Below are 16,529 nucleotides of genomic sequence, written 5' to 3'. Positions count from 1 at the left end.
ACTAAAGGAAGATTTTCAATGGTTTATGCTGTCATGATTCTGTCGAACATCATCCTGCTGGTTGGCGGCCAAACGCTCTGGAAATACGGCCTTCAAGGCAAGGATTTAACGGATCTCAAAAGTGTCATTTTGGCGATGTTTTCTCCGTGGGTGATTGGCGGCATCGCCCTTTACGTCGTCGCAACTGTGATTTGGATATTCTTATTGAGCAAAATCTCGTTAAGCGTGCTGTATCCGTTGCAAAGTTTAGCTTATGTGGCGGCGATTCTCGTCTCCATCTTCATTTTTCACGAACACATTCCACCCATGCGTTGGGTCGGCGTCGCCGTCATTCTCGCTGGCGTCAGTCTCGTCGCCATTTAGTGACAAGCTACACTGTGTCAGCAGGGACAGACAGTTGAGCCATACACCAGGCGACGTCTGATGCATGGCTCAACTCCTCGAGCATCGCTCGTGTCGGCCGCGCGGCTTTGAACTGATTGGCCGCAATTCCTGCCAACAATGTCTGCGGTTTGCACCATCTTGCCCAGGCCAACTCTCCCGAATGGACACGTAACTGACATTCATCCACATGTCCAACCATCACAAAAAAGCGCGTGTCAAATCGAGTCGGAATCTGCACTTCCAGCGGCGTCAGCCACCGACCGACAAACCGAAGACATGCGAGGTCAAACCGCCAATGCCTGGCGCTGACTTCGTGCAAAAATGCGTCCTTGTCCCGGAGCATCGCCGTCTGCCAGTTGGGCGGAACCATCGTGTAGTTGCTCGCATCCCCCGTGTGCGCCAAGCCGCCAAGCCATCCGATTTCCTCGGCAGTCTCACGCAGCGCTGCCACGGCAAACGCTGCATCATCCGCATGCTCGGCCGCGCGAACCCGCCCTACTCCGCACAACTGCGCGCAAACGTGGTCCTGGTGCTCCACCACACCGCCCGGAAACGCAAGGTGGTCAGGAAATGCGCGCATTTGGGCGGATCGCTTAACCGTCAGCACTTCCACTCCGCCTTCTGTGTCGCGCAGCATCAACAAGGTCGCTGCAGCGCGTATCGGCCTTATGTCTTCCGCCACGTTTGCACCTCCAGCTATCCTTACAAGGGACGTAGATTAACAGAACATCTGTTGAGCGTCCCTTGTATTTACTCATTCAGAAGACATCAGCCTAACGGCCAAACAAATTCCCCGTCTGCCACCTGTACAGCTTCGCCCGTCATCAGAATATGGCCGTCTGACAACTGTTCGATTTCCAAGTCGCCGCCGAGCAAGTGCACAGTCGCCCGCGACGCGACCACCCCCTTGGAAACCGCTGCAGCCACCGCCGCACAAGCGCCCGTCCCACAGGCAAATGTCACGCCTGATCCTCGCTCATAGACCCGAAAATCAATTTCTCGCTCATTGAGTACAGCAATGAACTCCGCGTTGATGCGTTCAGGGAAATCAGCGTGCGATTCAATACGCGGACCGATTTGTGTGACCACCTCGTCATCCACAGCGTCCACCAATGTCACAAAATGTGGATTGCCGATGTTGACCACCGTTCCCCGCCACACGTCATCTCCAATCGTCAAGGCGACATCATCGCCATCCGCAGCTTTTCCCGCGTAATGAACAGAAGTAGCGCCCAAACGTGGCACGCCCATGTCCATCGTGACGAGGTTGACATGGCCATTGGGTTGGACATGTACGCGCGCCGAGACAATGCCACCCTTGGTCTCAATGGTAAACTGCGACGCCACGACAAGTTGATGTTCATACGCATATTTCGCCACACAGCGAAGCCCATTGCCACATGTTTCCGCCTCTGATCCATCCGCATTGAAGATGCGCATCTGCACGTCAGCCACCTGCGATGGTTCAATGAGTATCAAACCGTCCGCGCCGATACCGCGGCGAACATCGCTGACAACGCTCGCCAACTGTGGCAGCGCCACATCTGTTGGCAATGTGGTCTCAAAGGTAGACACGTAAATGTAATTGTTTCCGAGCGCATGCATTTTGGTGAATTTCAACGGAACTCCCCATTTCACACATTGATAAAGATATAAAGTCCAAACCCATTTTGTACTATTATATTCGTGTCAAAATTTGATTCCAAGCGCTGAAACACATCCGCTTTTCTTCGATCTCTCGCGCCAAAATCTTCAGAATGTTAGACTGATGACATGGATGGAGGTAGCCGATGAAAAAATTGCTGAATCAGGTTGAAACGTATGTCGATGATCTACTTGAAGGCATGGTGGCAGCGCATTCAGCGTTGCGCCGGATCCCTGGAACGCAAGTGTTGGTGCGCGCGGCTAAAGGAAATAAGGTAGCGCTCGTCAGCGGCGGTGGAAGTGGGCACGAACCCGCGCATGGAGGTTACGTGGGCTCTGGTATGCTGGACGGCGCAGTGGCCGGTGAAGTGTTTACCGCCCCCACCCCAGATCAGATATTGGCAGCCATTCAGGCTGTGGACAGCGGCGCGGGCGTGCTTCTTGTCATCAAGAATTACACCGGCGACATCCTCAACTTCGAGATGGCTGCCGAACTCGCGTCCGCCGAAGGCATTCAAGTGGAGCAAGTCGTTGTCGATGATGACGTCGCCGTCGACGGCAGTACATACACAGTGGGGCGCCGTGGCATTGCAGGCACCGTCTTTGTCCACAAAATCGCCGGCGCCGCCGCTGAAGCTGGCCAACCGCTCGCCGTGGTCAAGGCGATTGCCGAGCGTGTCATCGCCAACGTGCACAGCATGGGGATGGCGCTTTGTCCCTGCACCGTCCCCGCCAGCGGCCAGCCCAGTTTCCAGCTTGCTGACGACGAGATCGAAATTGGCATTGGCATCCACGGCGAACCTGGCACACACCGAGAGCCATTGCGCGCGGCCAGTGAGATTGTCGATACGCTTTTCGAACACATCTGGGCCAGCGCAGGACTGGCATCCGGGGACAAAGTCGCTGTTCTGTTAAACGGACTCGGCGCCACACCGCAAAGTGAGTTGTACATCGCCAACCGTCGGCTTCGTGCGCTTCTCACAGCGCGAAATCTCGATGTCCACAAGACGTTCGTTGGCGAATTCATGACCTCGCTCGAAATGGCCGGCTTCTCCATCTCTATTCTGAAATTGGATGAAGAGCTAAAACGCCTGCTTGACGCGCCCGCAAATACGCCCGCGTGGAAAAGTTAAAGGAGGGCCAAACATTGTTGACAACAGAGACTTTTGCCACATTCATCGCCAATTACGCCCGCCGCTTGGCCGATTTACAGGAAACCTTGAACACGCTGGACAACAACATTGGCGATGGCGATCACGGCACAAACATGGCACGCGGTTTTAAAGCGGCGGCAGAGCAACTGGCGGCAAAACCTGCAACTGATGTCGGAGGTGCTTGCAACACTGTGGGCATGGCGCTACTCGGCAGTGTTGGTGGTGCTTCTGGCCCGCTTTACGCAACCGTTTTCATGCGCTTTGCGACAGCATGGAAAGGGATGACGTCAGTGGATGCCACCAATTTCGCCGCCGGCATCGCCGCTGCGCTGGAAGGACTACAAACCCGCGGAAAAGCAGATGTCGGTGACAAGACGATGATCGACGTGTGGCACCCCGTCAACCAAACACTACAAAATGTTCGCGAAACCACAACCTTGCAAGCTATCGTCGAAACAGCTGACACTGCTGCTTTGGCGACCAAACAGCGCATCGCCAAAAAGGGCAGAGCGGCATATCTCGGTGAGCGCAGCGCCGGACATTGTGATCCAGGCAGTATCTCCAGCGCCGTTTTGTTTGAAGAATTGGTGGATGCCACAATCGGAGGTGTCGAACGCAAACCATGGCCCAAGTTAGCATTGTAATCGTTTCGCACAGCGCAAAAATTGGTCAAGGCCTTGTCGATTTACTCAGACAACTCGTCGGCCAAGATGTCCATCTAGAAAGTGCAGCAGGGTTCGGTGAAGACATCGGCACAGACGCCACCTACATCATGGAAAAAATTCAGGCGTGCCCTACGGACACCGACGTGCTTGTTTTTTTCGATCTCGGCAGCGCCTTGATGAACACAGAGATGGCTTTGGATCTCATGCCAGACGCCATTCGACAGCGCGTTCATATCGTCGACGCGCCGTTGGTTGAAGGCGCAGTTGCAGCGGCCGTGAAGGCGCGCGGCAACTTTGCGTCTGATGAAGTCATCACAAGCGCCATGCAAGCAAAAGGCATGGATAAAATCTGGAAGTGACTCTCCCTATGTCCTAGACAAATGGGCATTCGGTCAGTGCAGCCCTCCTCTTCTTATCATACGTTAGGCGTAGGATAATACCCAGTTGAGGAGGGAAGACAGTTTGAAAAAACATCGGCCGCAACCACTGCAAATGACGTATTATCCATATCACCCACAAATCACCAAGCAAGCATACTACCCATATCTCATGTATCAAGCGCAGCACCAGCGACAGCGACAACACGCGCCCACTGACCATGAACGACTAGATGAACACGAACAGAGATTAAATATGTTCGAACAAAGACTGCAAAACCTGGAGCGTCAAACTTATATGCATCACTATGCAGACGTAGATATCTATCAAAACGGGTATTCATTTCATGGACACAGGTACTACTGGTAGTCACTTGAAGTCCCCCGCTTGTCCCCATCATCTTCTGATGTATGGGACTTTTTATTTTGACGACCACAAGACGATTGTCACGTTCGGTCACAATCGCAACGACGTGTTTGTCGAATCCGGCAATGACAAATATGTATATTGTCTTTTATCCGCACGTTTCGACTGACTTCGCGCTGGCTATACTGCAAAATGGAACTACTAAATTTGAAATGCGAGGGAAAGCACAAATGACACTTATGATTGTACTCGTGACGATAGCTGTGATCGTAGCAATGAACGTGATCTTCCGCACGATGAGAAAGCGTTTGGAAATGCGTCTAAATGGTCCAAATCAAGGTTGATGATAAATCCATACTACACAGATGATAAGATAGGGCGAAGTTCGCGCGGTTCTCATGCTGATTTCGCCCATACCGCCTGTATCTATCATATGAACACTGCCTGTGTCCGCATGCTTATGTAACAAAGACCCGCCCTACGGGTCATGTGAAAAAGTCTTCTATCCAAATCAAACCCGGAATATATCTGGTGTTTGAGCATTTGCCAAACACCAGATATATTCCTTTCATCATTCAATCTGATGGACTTTTACATGTCTCCGTAAGCGGCAAGTACTTGCTGACCCAATTAATAGCCGTAACCTGGTCCATGTTTCCCAGGGTGATGGCTGCCAGTGCCAGGGCATCCAGGATCAACGACCTCATTTTTGGTCATTGGTTGATAATAGTGTCTGGGTACATTGACGATGACATGTCGGTTGACATTCACAATTGGATGAATGACTGGCACTTCGCGCGGGATATAGCAATCCCTCACAATATACTGCGGATCACACATAATCGGTGGACATTTGTGCATAGGATGCGGTTTAGGGTGTGAAGCAACATATGCTGGATGATACGACTTTTTCACTTTCTTGGTTTTCTTAATGGTCTTGCTCATCCCCGCCTCATAGGGAGTGAAAGCAATCTTTGGCTGTATCTGTACATTGATTGGTCCATACGGACTTGCTTCCGACTCCTCATCGGGATCCCAACCAGATTCATCTAAATCTGGCGCAGACGCAGATTCCTGATGATACGCTTGCTTAGGCATACCTTTTCCTTTTTCACTTGGATGCTTATATCCACCATGTTGTTCGGTCATATCAGCTATTCGCCCCTTTCACTTGATACACCAAATATATGAGCGAATATTGACGTATGCCCTAGTCATTCGTCCATTTTCTGTGCATACGTCCTACATCAAGCGACCTTAGTACGTGTTTCTAAAGAGATATTCGCGATTATTCGCCCGAATTGCTTTTGGAACAACGCTGCTTGACATCACTTCAGAGAGGTAACACCAGTCACAAAAAACATTACATTCTTCGATGCCAAGCCTTTTCGACAATATAGATGAAATGCAAGTTACATCGCGCTTGAGCCCAATCGGATTCCTCTATTTCGCCGACATTCCTTCACGTTCGATGTACACTTTCACATGAGCGTGAAACGGCGTTTTGGTGAACTGGTCCACCCATTTTTCATGCGATGAACTCAATTCCTTTGCCCAATACCCCGGGAATTGTCCGCGAACGATTTCACCGAACCCAAATGGATCAGTATGAAGTTTCTGTAATTTTTTCACAACTTTCATTTGGCCGTCTGTCAGTATTCTTGACCCTTCATCGGCAATTTGATCAAGCACCCCAACTTTATCAAGTGACCCCCTGCCAGTCTTTTCTTCAATTCTAGATGGAATAATGGTGTACGCTTCGAATGATGGCTGACCATTTATCATTCTACATCTGATCTTTGTTCTGCGAGAGAGCGCTTTGAGCATCACGCTGTGCTGTGGATCTCCTGGCATGGGATACGCTGCCGCATAACCTGCTTTCTGGTCATTTCGAATCTCCATGTATTCAGCCGTTTCAATCGGATCGAGTGTACCGACCATACGGTCTTTTTGAAAGACAGCAAGACCTTCTGTTTCAATTTGATCTCCTTCTGGTCCGATTACCCTGACAAAGGGCAAAACCGGATCTGCACCTTTGTCTGATAGCTGACTCCAATAATTCCCCAAAAAGATATTCGGCATTTTTCCAAGTGCGACTGCATGTTCCATGGTGCTCACCAAATACAACGTTGGCACCCGTTCCAATTTAGGCGCAGCATTCATTGCATTACTCGCGTCTCCAAAAGATACGAGCAACCAGCAAAGCCGCCTGATTTCCGCATTTCTGCGCAGAAAATCCTGAATATCACGCATGCCGACTGACCTTGCAATTTTTTGATTTACAGTGATGATACGCAAATGTCCTAAAAATATTTTGTCAGCAAGCTGCTGTTGCAGCTTGTTCATCGCATCATCCATGGTCCTCCCCGTCGTGCTGACGACCCAAACAGGCCGTTGTGCGACTCCCCCTGAACTACTTTCACCAGGTCCTAACGGAATGCGGCCTGGTATCGCAATTTGTACAGTCAACCGATAACCAGATAAATCACTTTTTGCATGGGGGCCTGTGATCCCTTCTGATCTCTCCTCGCCGCCAACCGGGTCGATGGCCATGCCAAGAATGGTGCCTCTGTCCTCAATTTCTAACCGATCCCAGCAACCTGTGATAAAAGGAAACGTACTCGCGCAAATGCACATCAATATCCACTTTCGTTTGATCACAGCTAGGCGCTTAAAAAATGACATCCAAATCGTCCCCACTTGTATATTTTGGCGACCGTGCCATTGCAAAACCGTTCTGATAAAAATATATGATGACACATTTATGGAAAATCATTCATACAGGTGATCATCAGCGTGTAGTGTGACGAACACTTTATCAAAAGCCTTCATGGCACGGGGATAGATTTGACTAGTGGCTTGCAGTCGTGATATGGCTTGGCATCATCCCCTCGTGATGTTCTCAATGCGGATGACCGGCTTGCTCTCCGCCAGTTCCTCCGGCGTATTGTCATTCACGACAATGCCTGCCTGCCGCAGCGCCCAACCAACATATTTGCTGCAATATCGCCGGCGACGCTCCCTATATTTGCGATCATACCCCGTGAGCATCATGACAATCAGCCACCAGATTCCCAGCCAGTCGTAAGGAAGATTGTCCTCATCATGAAGCGCAACAAGAAACTTGACACACTGCTCGTCCGTCATCGCAATGTGACCGATATCGTATTGCCCCGTGTAATCGTCGATATTCCCAGGGCCAGACTTTCTAAAACCTCGCGCTTCCATGACCGTGTTCCCGCAGATATAAACCGCAACATGCACATAGTTGCTTTTAAAAGCGGTTTTGTCGAGGAGATGTTCACCCTCTTTGATGGCGTCATCAATTGGATTAAGCAGCGTTCCTCGTACAAAAATCAAATCTCCTGGCTCTAGCATGGGCTCAACTCCCCCATCATGCACAATGACATTGGCACTTACACTAGATTCCTTAGACTGCCATGCGTAGTGCAGTTCCATCTTCCTCCGAACGTTGACGCTTTACGCACCAGTGGTTATGTATATTCCGTTGCTCTCACCTGCGATGCTTTACCGGAACAAGTGGCAAACCCACGTCAGGATGACCGTTCAATCTCTGCTTTTTCCGCGTCGAAACCAAAGGGGCCGCCTAGACGGCGGCCAAACCATATCGCACAACTGCCATATTATAAAATCCGTATCTTTGCATTTGCTTTAGCTTTGGATTTTGCTTTACTGCGAGATGAGGAAATCACTCTGTCATTGTTTTTGACAATCACTGTTACATAGAGATTGATTCGATCATTGACCTTGGCAGCTTGCTTTTGCCCCTGCCCCTGGAGTTGCCCCTGAAGCTGACCTTGCAGTTGCCCTTGGAGCTGTCCCTTACGACTCATGCGAACCACCTCACTTTCACAATTAATGAATGCAGGTACCCGTACAAAGAAAACGGACAACCAACCAACTCCACTCGACATTGGCATGTACCCACGACATCCAGCACTGACTTTGACGAGCTGTTCCCAGAAAGTAAAATTTGTGTGGCAGGATGATTACCCGCTTCATTTCAATGTTTTTTGTAGATAACAGGAGTACGATCACGATATGATCATCAGCAGGGAATGAATGGACGCCCGAACTCTGGGCCAAATATAGCGGTTCCTCATCAATGAGATGACAAAATTGGAATGTGAGGATGAAGATAAATGGTACTCATGCTTGTGCTGCTCACTGTGGCTGTAGCCGTCACGAATGTAACTTTTCACGTCATGAAAAAACGCCTTGAAATGCGCCTGCACGGCCAAAATCAAGGTTAAAATTATCGCTTGAAACACCTTGGACTAAAAAGCACACAAAGACAATTAGATGAAAAAAGCGCTACTCTCGATTACTCAAGAGTAGCGCTTCAACCTCAATTGGTGCGGTCAAGAGGACTTGAACCTCCACGGGGTTGCCCCCACAAGAACCTGAATCTTGCGCGTCTGCCAATTCCGCCATGACCGCATGTCTTATTTACATTCAACACATATCAAATTACACACATCAATGTTTTCAGGTAGACATCGATATCAAATTCAAACAGTTGTCTGTTCTCTCAAACACACCAAAAGTACTGTCAACGTTTATGAGTATACATGCTTTGATCTTAAAATGCAACTATCATTTCACACGATTGCTCAATTGTTTTTTGATGGTGGTCCTCCTCCACCTGCATGTAAAAATGATGAGTGTACACCTTCACGTGATCCATCCTCCCTATGTCTTCTAACCCAAAAGACGTAACAAAACTCAGACCTCCGGCTGATTTCGCGCCATCAAGAAAAGGTTAAGATGCTCTTAACACAAGGAGGCGACATGAAATGAACGAATATGTCTCCATGCAGCTGAGCCAACTGCAACTTTTGGCTATCGAAAAAAAAGCCCTTGACTTGTGGAAATATCAAGGGCTCAAGTTTTTTTCTCTTAAAGATACGAAATAGATAAAAACAAATTTGCGAAGCACGCTCATATAAAGCAGTTAAAAATGAAAGCCGTGCTCTACATGACTTTCTGCAGACACGGCTTCATGTTGATTCTCCACTCCTGAGCTTTCCCCAATCTCACTTTCGCGCTCAGTAAAAACATGTGTATATACATCTTTAATTTAATTGAAATCAGGGTGTGCTGTCAAACAAGTGTACTGAAGGATAACCTGATATCATTCTTTGTTCCATACAGGATTAAACATTCATCGTGCCTTCAAACATGCGCTCGCTCACTGGTTTGCGTCCATTAGGCAGTTCTCTTGCTTGCAACTGCTCTGGAAGCGCATCCTTTTCGCCTTGATAACCAATGGCGACAAGCGCTTGAACTTCAAATTCATCCGGAATATGTAGGAGTTTACGTGCCATCTCCTTATCAAATCCCCCCATGGCATGGGTGACCAATCCGAGTTGATTTGCCTGCAACGCAAAATTTGCCCAAGCAGCCCCTGTGTCAAAAGCATGAAATCTATTTGCTTGCCCCTTCTGATTTAAAGTAGCCGAGACAAACAAAACAAGTACAGGCGCACGCCTCGTCCACAATTGGTTGCCTGGAGCAATAAACTGGTCAAAACGTTTCAAATCTTCATCGCTCTTCGCCACAATAAAGCGCCACGGTTGTTCATTCGATGCTGATGGCGCCCAGCAAGCAGCTTCAAGTACTGCGTACAAATCTTCATCACGAACTTTACGATCAGCGAATGAGCGTGGTGACCAACGATTCAAAAACAGCGAGCTGACAGGATATTCAGCTTTTCGGTGCGCTTTCACCACATTTGTCAGTTCTTCCTGCACAAAAAATCCTCCTTCAGCCAGATGGGATGGGCTGTCCATCTCTTCACTTCAAATGCCCTGCCACTTTATATCATGTACTGCTTGAGCACCTGTTGCAATGTTGACTTTGTCTCCACCTTGTCAGAAATATCGATCCCCAATGAAATGAGCGTATTGGCAATGCCAGGGCGAATACCTGTGATGGTCGCCCGGCAACCGAGCAGATTGATACCTTCAATAATGTGGAATAGATGACCCACGACCGCTGTATCCATATAAGGGACACCAGACACATCAATAATGATGTGTTCAATTTTCAGATTTGCAATTTGCGTGAGCGTCTTTTCTTGAATGGTCTTGGCCCGGTGTGTATCGATCATACCCACCAACGGCAAGATGGATCTCGTCTCCGTAAGCGGAATCACAGGAACACTCAAATCCTCGATGATCTCGCGCTGAGCATTCATTTTTTCCTCGTTGTAGCGCGTGTAACTGATAAAATAATGATTTAGAAACCTATCTAAACCATGAGCCAAATCGCGTTGAAAAGCAAAAATATCCTCCACGTCGACTTCCACGTGTTGATGATACACATATTGAAAATCCCAGAGGCATTTGCGAAACCCTTCCGTGAATTCCATTATCAACGGAATTGGATGTCCGTTTTTCGCAATATTATAACCAATACGCTCTCCTAGTAAAACTAAATCGTCTATTTTCGCTTGCAACAGCAAATCTAATAATTCGTCGATCACATCATAGACTGCAGCCATATTTGTATCGCGGTTTTGCAGGTACTCCAGTCCTTTAGTAGACTGAAGCATCATTTCCTTGTGAAACATATCCAGATTCAATGACATAAACTCCGCAAAAGTTTGGCCTGGTTTGAACTGCAAATTCACGCCGGATCCCCCATATCTGTCATACACCGCGCAATCGATACGCGCCATTTTTCACATACAGATCACCATACATCAGTCATTTCTACACCGCAATCAGACAGCACATGAAACCATGCAAAAATACACTGATTGCAACTACATCTGACCTTCACAACCCACCATAATCATACATCAAAACCATCATTATTATAATTACCCTAGCTCATTTCCATGGTAATCTAGCCATCATAACGAAACCAAAGCCGAATCCTGGACAACAGGTACGGGGGATATCCTCATATAGGGGTGAACGTGTTTCGCACAAGGGCAACTCCTGCCCAAACCCGTCAACTAACCTCGGAGGCAAAAAGGAGGAAATTAATTTGCATCGCAAAACGCTTATCGCTGGTTTAGTGTCCATCTCAACACTCGCTTCGCTCGGTGCGCCCATTGCTATGGCATCCACGACGAAATCTGCCGTTACAGTGCTTCACAATGCTTATCTGATCTCCGCACCCAAGACTGGTTCCACCAAGCTTAAACTTGAACGAATCGGCACACAACTCACACTTGAATCGGGCAGCAACAAATACTGGTGGCATGTGAAAGATCCGAGTGGCAAAGTAGGCTATATCACCTCGAATACATACTATACAGCGCAGGCGGAATCCTCATCTGTGCAACTTCCTCCTGGCATTTCACTGGATCCTTCCATTACGCCAATCGCATCGGTCAACGCAACCTCAACTGCCAAATTTAACGCAATCCTCAAAGTCGCCAAAAGCAAACTAGGCACACCTTATGAGCTGGATCACAACGAGGACCGCGGCCAAACAGGTTTTGATTGCTCCAATTTCGTAGAGTATGTCTACCATCATGCACTTGGCTATCTGTTTTCAACTGCGTCGAAGACCCAATACACATCCGTGGGCACCAAAGTCGCGATTTCAAAGATGCAGCCCGGCGATTTATTGAGTTTTGATGATGGTGGTCATAGTGGGATCTACATCGGCAACAATGAAATGATTCAATGTGGCGGTGGGCTCGGCAAAGTAGGCTATCTCAGTGTGGCACCTGGTTCATATTGGTATAAACATCTTTCCGCTGTCAAACGGATGTACTAAGCATAAAAACGCCCCCTCAAGCTCGTGGGGGGTGCTTTATCCCTTCTTGCACTCTTCAAGAAATCGCCACTGTAGCGACCTCGTTTGCCCTTGCATTTCACCCGATTAAGATATAGGATTCAGAGCGATACTTGTTTTATATGTTCAAAGAGGTGAAGATTGTTGTTGCACTTGCTTTTGCAGTTTGTATTTTGGGCCATTTCTGTCATCATCATTGGGGTGATGTGTTTTGCCGCCTATTCATACTATAAAAACAATCAAAAATTGAACAATGATTATTTCGTTTTGTTAAAACAACTACAAGAAAATCCAAACAATGCAGAAATCAGAAGTCGCGTTTTCGAATCCGGACGGCGGTATTACAAAAATCGCCAAACAGGCATTGACTTGAGTATAGAATGGGACATCAAGAATCACGTTGCAGAATCGAACACGCCCAATTGAACTGGGTTTGTCCAGCTCGATTCATATTGAGAATTTTATGTGCATTTTTCACCTAGTATTGGGTATTTTAACAAATGCGGTAACGGCGAGGGCGATTCCCGTGTATACCATGTACCATGTGGCACACCTCAAACCACATTATTTAAATAAGTGTATCATGACCGAATCAGCTCTCCGCCGAGTATCGTCAATTGGCTTTATCACCCTCGCTCAAAAGGTTACGCCTGCTCAATCGTAAAGGTTTGCGTTGTTGGGTCAACGACGAGCAACAGTTGATTGTCGACAAAAAAGCGCAGTCCGAACAACCCTGTACTTGAGAAATCGGGATCGACAATGCAAGGCACGTTCTCAAACACATGCGCGCCCACGTTCAGTGTACAGACCGACTGGTACGCTTCAACCTCTCCACCAACCCCACCAATCTGGATTGCACCTAAATTAGGCAAACCAAGATTTTGAGCGGTGGTGCCATTAAACGTCAGTTCAAACGCACCTGTATCAAGAATCATATTCTCGACCCAAGCACCATTTACGTTCAAGGTAAAATTAAGCGCATCATTCTCAATTTTCCCGTAATACGTCGCTAATGGTGTATACATTTTTCCACTCCTCGTCATCATGGCTTAAGACAAGGTACGTGATTGCTAAGTCACGTGGTCACGGCTGATGCAATACAAGGTACAGCGGATAAAACTTTTCAACCAGAACGCATCAGGTTTGTACATAAGTCTGTATTGACAGCCGGACAAGCAACACAATTGTGATCACCTCAAAATCAAAGGATTTCTTTTTACAAAAATTTCTTATCGATATGTTGTAAATTGGTTTGACTTTACCCAAAGGTTGATGTAAAGTACTTTGTATACCAACTGCATTTCAATATAGTTTTGATGCATGAGCCGTTCGGTCTGGCCCACTGGGTCAGAGTTGAGCGGCTTTGTTAATGAATTATGCTGAATTAGCGCCATGGAGGAATTTAAGAATGCAAGAAGGCATTGTAAAGTGGTTTAACTCTGAAAAAGGGTTTGGATTTATCGAAGTTGAAGGCGGCGAAGATGTATTCGTACACTTCAGCGCAATCCAAAGCAACGGATTCAAGACGCTTGATGAAGGTCAACGTGTAGAATTCGAAATCGTTGAAGGTCCTAAAGGCCCACAAGCTGCTAACGTTGTTGGCCGCTAATCAAGTCTTAAAAAAGCCCGTGCGGTTCTTGCCGCATGGGCTTTTTTTCTGAAACGCAGACCTGACATGTCAACCTCACATGCGCCTTCATCCCTCCCTCAATTGCTTGACATCATGAACTCCCCTCTTTTTGGTAAGCATTGCGCGTATTGATGTTTAAAAAAAGTACATCGTATACGTTGAGGTGATATTTGTGGAAAAAACACAGAAACCGATTGGCAGCCCGTTATTGTGGTCTCTGATCCCGATTGGCATCTTTGCTTCTTTCTTTGGAGCTGTCACGGGAAAGCGGGCCATAGAAGCTTCACGCAGCAATAATAAACGTCAACTGGATTTTCGAGACAATTCTCGCTACGACTGAAATGTAAAATCCCTCTGGATCCCTTCGTCTTGACCGATGGCCCTGCTGCACATTGACACGTATGCCGTAGCAGGGCTTTATGGTGGTCTACAAGACAAAAATGACCCCGTCATTGTTGACGGGGTCTGGAAAGGTGGATCAATGCCGGGATCCACATAAAACATGATAAATCCTGCGGCTCAAAAAAGATTCAAAACCATTCTACCTAAATGAAATCACACCTACATTTATGTGATACTGAACCTCTTTGACTCGTAAATTCATGGCGCCATAGATACGAAACGCACCAGTATGGCGATCCAAATTACCTGCTCATGGCTTGGCAAACCAAATCATGGAGATACTAACTATGTCCAGACAGCTTATCTGTTGTTGGAACAAGAGTGATAAGCCAAAAGGGCTATTGCATATGATCTAGTAACGAATAGGAGGAATCATATTGATTGGACAAATCATAGAGCTCATTTGTGATGCGGATTACAGTACGATGAACCCAGAGTTACGAGAGACGTATACGATTGAAGATCTAGAATCGGCCACAAACCTTTCATAGCTAAACGAAGTTTCATCAGGGTCTTGCCCACTGTATATCTGATGCGCAACTCCAGATTGTACATATTTTTTTGTGCAATGAGGAATGGTTAATACCAAACCTACAGGAGGGGTGCCCAATGGTGGATGGACCGCTGTCACCTTACAACGGAACGATCATTCCGTTTATCACACCGTATCAACTTGAATTGGAACAAAATTCAAAATTGGCACATGACCAATATGAGGTATATGTAAATGACGATTTTGTTGGACATAAAGTGTTGTTGACTCAATCAGAAGAAATTGATGATGTATCCGCCTATTTGCACAGATGTGATTTTGATGACTTCAAGACAAATCTCGATGGCGATCACTACAACATCTTCGTGGAAGATACGGAATTGGCTGACCAAATTAAAGCGCAGCTCAACGCCTACTTGAGCATTCGTTAAACGTATTTGCCCCGAATGTGGCTAGTCGATTTTTTGCGGATTCTCATTCTCGCAAACATTCTGTTCTGGCGGAAATCAGTTGTCCCAATCTCAAAGGGGCTGTCCCAAAAGCGGTTGAAAAATCGCTGACGGGGCAGGCCTTTTCTTTATGGTGTTTGTTTTTTAGTTAAAAATTGAGGATTGAGGTCTCCTCATCCAATTTTCTGCCTCATTTCGTCAATAGCGGCTTGCTGCTTGTAGCGAAGATACTCAAGGCTCACTCTAATCTCTCTGTTACCAGAAGACTTCATACAACGTTCCCGAAGTAAGCACCCTTCGCAATTCTCACTTCGGTATGTTCGTAGCTGCGTCTGGTACCCACTGTCAGTTTTTCCTCTGTTCTGCCTCTCAAATGTCAGCTTGCGTCCGTTCATACACGTCCAAGTATCTTTGCTGGTCAACTGTGAGGACTCACCCTGCTCAAGTAGGTCATGACCACTGTGTTCGAGTTCTTCTTGTCGTTCCAGTTCCTCTATAGAAGCAAAAAGTGTCTTCACCTTTTCCTGAAGTCTAGCTTTATGCTTGGCGACGGCTTTGCCCCAGACAAACGTGTATCGGTTCGCGTTTGCTTCAGTCTTTGTGCCGTCAACAAAGTAGTTCTCCAGCTTGACGTACCCCTCTTCAACCAGTAGTTCGAGTACATCGGTGAAGATTTTTTCCAAAACATCCTTCATGCGTTCTATTCGAAATCTGTTAATTGTCCGGAAGTCAGGCGTTTGTCGCCCCGCTAACCACATGAACGGTACATTTTCTCGAACAGCCTTAGCGATTTGTCGGGAGGAGTAAATCCGCTGTGTATAGGCATAAATTACGATTTTCGTCATCATTTTAGGATGGTAGCTATCTCGACCGCCGCCAGGGTAAGCAATTTCAAAAATGGCGTCATCTAGGCGGGTAACGGCTGTGTTTACCACACAAGAGATATGATTAGGGGGGATATCCAACTCCAAATTCATTGGGAGATATAGCTGATCCATGTTATACTCAATAAACAAAGAAATCGCCCCTTTGGACATGGTTGCTCGACACTTCCATTTTACCAAAAGGCGATTTCTTTTTGTTTAATAGCCTCTCGGCATTGAGGTGACGAAAACAGGGACAAAGCGGAATTTCCCGCAAGAATCCACTGGAAAATCCGCAAATAATGGTTGAAACAGCGATGTTCCT

The 16,529-nt window shown here is 47.2% G+C and carries 21 protein-coding genes, 1 tRNA gene, 1 pseudogene and 1 riboswitch; of the genes and pseudogenes, 10 read left to right on the top strand and 13 right to left on the bottom strand.

From position 1 onward, the window contains the following. Positions 1-18: 18 nt before the first annotated feature. Complete coding sequence (locus ACFSB2_RS26140) at positions 19-363, top strand: DMT family transporter (protein WP_377946180.1); 345 nt, start codon at positions 19-21, stop codon at positions 361-363. A gap of 7 nt (positions 364-370) precedes the next feature. On the opposite strand, the gene ACFSB2_RS26135 is transcribed toward ACFSB2_RS26140, so the two are convergent. Together ACFSB2_RS26135 and dapF are read right to left on the bottom strand one after the other, a co-directional pair. Continuing rightward, positions 371-1,066 carry an NUDIX domain-containing protein gene (locus tag ACFSB2_RS26135; RefSeq protein ID WP_377946160.1) on the bottom strand — a complete coding sequence of 232 codons (696 nt, stop codon included), beginning with the start codon at positions 1,064-1,066 and terminating at the stop codon, positions 371-373. 86 nt (positions 1,067-1,152) lie between these two features. Then, a complete protein-coding gene (gene dapF, locus ACFSB2_RS26130; RefSeq protein WP_377946159.1) occupies positions 1,153-2,004 on the bottom strand; it encodes a diaminopimelate epimerase in 852 nt (283 codons plus the stop codon). A 170-nt stretch (positions 2,005-2,174) separates the two neighbouring features. Here dapF and dhaK point away from each other — a divergent pair, with 170 nt between their 5' ends. The 4 genes from dhaK (at position 2,175) to ACFSB2_RS26110 (ending at position 4,594) form a co-directional block, all read left to right on the top strand. Further along, positions 2,175-3,161, top strand: a complete 987-nt coding sequence (gene dhaK, locus ACFSB2_RS26125) for a dihydroxyacetone kinase subunit DhaK (protein WP_377946157.1) — start codon at positions 2,175-2,177, stop codon at positions 3,159-3,161. 14 nt (positions 3,162-3,175) lie between these two features. Continuing rightward, positions 3,176-3,826 (top strand): dihydroxyacetone kinase subunit DhaL, encoded by a 651-nt coding sequence (gene dhaL, locus ACFSB2_RS26120; RefSeq protein WP_377946156.1) that lies wholly within the window; start codon positions 3,176-3,178, stop codon positions 3,824-3,826. Continuing rightward, positions 3,805-4,206, top strand: a complete 402-nt coding sequence (gene dhaM, locus ACFSB2_RS26115; protein ID WP_377946155.1) for a dihydroxyacetone kinase phosphoryl donor subunit DhaM — start codon at positions 3,805-3,807, stop codon at positions 4,204-4,206. Before dhaL ends, dhaM begins: the two co-directional genes overlap by 22 nt. A gap of 103 nt (positions 4,207-4,309) precedes the next feature. Beyond that, positions 4,310-4,594: a hypothetical protein gene (locus tag ACFSB2_RS26110; RefSeq protein ID WP_377946154.1), complete on the top strand. Its 285-nt coding sequence runs from the start codon at positions 4,310-4,312 to the stop codon at positions 4,592-4,594. 627 nt (positions 4,595-5,221) lie between these two features. Here ACFSB2_RS26110 and ACFSB2_RS26105 read toward each other — a convergent pair. The 7 genes from ACFSB2_RS26105 to ACFSB2_RS26075 form a co-directional block, all read right to left on the bottom strand. Beyond that, positions 5,222-5,740, bottom strand: coding sequence for a hypothetical protein (locus ACFSB2_RS26105; protein WP_377946152.1), 519 nt, complete (start codon positions 5,738-5,740; stop codon positions 5,222-5,224). Positions 5,741-6,034: 294 nt separating this feature from the next. Next, positions 6,035-7,276, bottom strand: a complete 1,242-nt coding sequence (locus ACFSB2_RS26100) for a Ger(x)C family spore germination protein (protein ID WP_377946151.1) — start codon at positions 7,274-7,276, stop codon at positions 6,035-6,037. Positions 7,277-7,474: 198 nt separating this feature from the next. After that, positions 7,475-7,969, bottom strand: coding sequence for a hypothetical protein (locus ACFSB2_RS26095; protein WP_377946149.1), 495 nt, complete (start codon positions 7,967-7,969; stop codon positions 7,475-7,477). A gap of 266 nt (positions 7,970-8,235) precedes the next feature. Continuing rightward, positions 8,236-8,445, bottom strand: coding sequence for a hypothetical protein (locus ACFSB2_RS26090; RefSeq protein WP_377946148.1), 210 nt, complete (start codon positions 8,443-8,445; stop codon positions 8,236-8,238). 520 nt (positions 8,446-8,965) lie between these two features. Next, a tRNA-Leu gene (locus ACFSB2_RS26085) sits at positions 8,966-9,052 on the bottom strand. 716 nt (positions 9,053-9,768) lie between these two features. Then, a complete protein-coding gene (locus ACFSB2_RS26080; protein ID WP_377946147.1) occupies positions 9,769-10,365 on the bottom strand; it encodes a nitroreductase family protein in 597 nt (198 codons plus the stop codon). 65 nt (positions 10,366-10,430) lie between these two features. Next, positions 10,431-11,246, bottom strand: coding sequence for an STAS domain-containing protein (locus ACFSB2_RS26075; protein ID WP_377946145.1), 816 nt, complete (start codon positions 11,244-11,246; stop codon positions 10,431-10,433). A 230-nt stretch (positions 11,247-11,476) separates the two neighbouring features. Continuing rightward, positions 11,477-11,606, top strand: a riboswitch (cyclic di-AMP (ydaO/yuaA leader). 2 nt (positions 11,607-11,608) lie between these two features. On the opposite strand from ACFSB2_RS26075, the gene ACFSB2_RS26070 reads away from it, so the two are divergent. Next, the gene (locus tag ACFSB2_RS26070; RefSeq protein WP_377946144.1) at positions 11,609-12,349 is read left to right on the top strand and encodes an NlpC/P60 family protein; all 741 of its coding nucleotides are present in this window, start codon (positions 11,609-11,611) and stop codon (positions 12,347-12,349) included. Positions 12,350-12,511: 162 nt separating this feature from the next. Then, positions 12,512-12,793 carry a hypothetical protein gene (locus ACFSB2_RS26065; RefSeq protein WP_377946143.1) on the top strand — a complete coding sequence of 94 codons (282 nt, stop codon included), beginning with the start codon at positions 12,512-12,514 and terminating at the stop codon, positions 12,791-12,793. A gap of 218 nt (positions 12,794-13,011) precedes the next feature. On the opposite strand, the gene ACFSB2_RS26060 is transcribed toward ACFSB2_RS26065, so the two are convergent. Then, positions 13,012-13,392: a retropepsin-like aspartic protease gene (locus tag ACFSB2_RS26060; RefSeq protein WP_377946141.1), complete on the bottom strand. Its 381-nt coding sequence runs from the start codon at positions 13,390-13,392 to the stop codon at positions 13,012-13,014. Between the two features lie 383 nt (positions 13,393-13,775). Here ACFSB2_RS26060 and ACFSB2_RS26055 point away from each other — a divergent pair, with 383 nt between their 5' ends. From ACFSB2_RS26055 to ACFSB2_RS26045, 3 genes are all read left to right on the top strand, one after another. Further along, positions 13,776-13,976 carry a cold-shock protein gene (locus ACFSB2_RS26055; protein WP_377946140.1) on the top strand — a complete coding sequence of 67 codons (201 nt, stop codon included), beginning with the start codon at positions 13,776-13,778 and terminating at the stop codon, positions 13,974-13,976. A gap of 193 nt (positions 13,977-14,169) precedes the next feature. Further along, entirely contained in the window at positions 14,170-14,337 is a 168-nt protein-coding gene (locus ACFSB2_RS26050) for a hypothetical protein (RefSeq protein WP_377946139.1), read from the top strand. A gap of 671 nt (positions 14,338-15,008) precedes the next feature. After that, complete coding sequence (locus tag ACFSB2_RS26045) at positions 15,009-15,323, top strand: hypothetical protein (protein ID WP_377946137.1); 315 nt, start codon at positions 15,009-15,011, stop codon at positions 15,321-15,323. A gap of 191 nt (positions 15,324-15,514) precedes the next feature. Here the strand turns inward: ACFSB2_RS26045 and ACFSB2_RS26810 are convergent, their stop codons facing one another. The 3 genes and pseudogenes from ACFSB2_RS26810 to ACFSB2_RS26035 all read right to left on the bottom strand — a co-directional run. After that, positions 15,515-15,736: a transposase gene (locus tag ACFSB2_RS26810; protein ID WP_465252492.1), complete on the bottom strand. Its 222-nt coding sequence runs from the start codon at positions 15,734-15,736 to the stop codon at positions 15,515-15,517. A 15-nt stretch (positions 15,737-15,751) separates the two neighbouring features. Next, positions 15,752-16,357 (bottom strand): annotated as a pseudogene (locus tag ACFSB2_RS26040) (transposase); the annotation flags it as partial. Beyond that, the coding region (locus ACFSB2_RS26035) for a hypothetical protein (RefSeq protein WP_377946134.1) at positions 16,347-16,529 on the bottom strand (183 nt) is incomplete at its 5' end. The gene ACFSB2_RS26035 and the pseudogene ACFSB2_RS26040, both read right to left, overlap by 11 nt.

The organism is Alicyclobacillus fodiniaquatilis (genome assembly GCF_042678105.1).
GTDB lineage: Bacteria > Bacillota > Bacilli > Alicyclobacillales > Alicyclobacillaceae > Alicyclobacillus > Alicyclobacillus fodiniaquatilis.
The sequence above is the reverse complement of the archived record's forward strand: the minus strand, read 5'-3'. Positions and strand labels throughout refer to the sequence as shown.

Bases quoted from the DNA above. Each gene is read 5' to 3' on its own strand.
- ACFSB2_RS26140 (WP_377946180.1), top strand. From the start codon at position 19: ATGGTTTATGCTGTCATGATTCTGTCGAACATCATCCTGCTGGTTGGC.
- dhaK (WP_377946157.1), top strand. From the start codon at position 2,175: ATGAAAAAATTGCTGAATCAGGTTGAAACGTATGTCGATGATCTACTT.
- dhaM (WP_377946155.1), top strand. From the start codon at position 3,805: ATGGCCCAAGTTAGCATTGTAATCGTTTCGCACAGCGCAAAAATTGGT.
- ACFSB2_RS26105 (WP_377946152.1), bottom strand. From the start codon at position 5,740: ATGACCGAACAACATGGTGGATATAAGCATCCAAGTGAAAAAGGAAAA.
- ACFSB2_RS26100 (WP_377946151.1), bottom strand. From the start codon at position 7,276: ATGTCATTTTTTAAGCGCCTAGCTGTGATCAAACGAAAGTGGATATTG.
- ACFSB2_RS26095 (WP_377946149.1), bottom strand. From the start codon at position 7,969: ATGCTAGAGCCAGGAGATTTGATTTTTGTACGAGGAACGCTGCTTAAT.
- ACFSB2_RS26090 (WP_377946148.1), bottom strand. From the start codon at position 8,445: ATGAGTCGTAAGGGACAGCTCCAAGGGCAACTGCAAGGTCAGCTTCAG.
- ACFSB2_RS26060 (WP_377946141.1), bottom strand. From the start codon at position 13,392: ATGTATACACCATTAGCGACGTATTACGGGAAAATTGAGAATGATGCG.
- ACFSB2_RS26055 (WP_377946140.1), top strand. From the start codon at position 13,776: ATGCAAGAAGGCATTGTAAAGTGGTTTAACTCTGAAAAAGGGTTTGGA.
- ACFSB2_RS26045 (WP_377946137.1), top strand. From the start codon at position 15,009: ATGGTGGATGGACCGCTGTCACCTTACAACGGAACGATCATTCCGTTT.
- ACFSB2_RS26810 (WP_465252492.1), bottom strand. From the start codon at position 15,736: ATGAACGGACGCAAGCTGACATTTGAGAGGCAGAACAGAGGAAAAACT.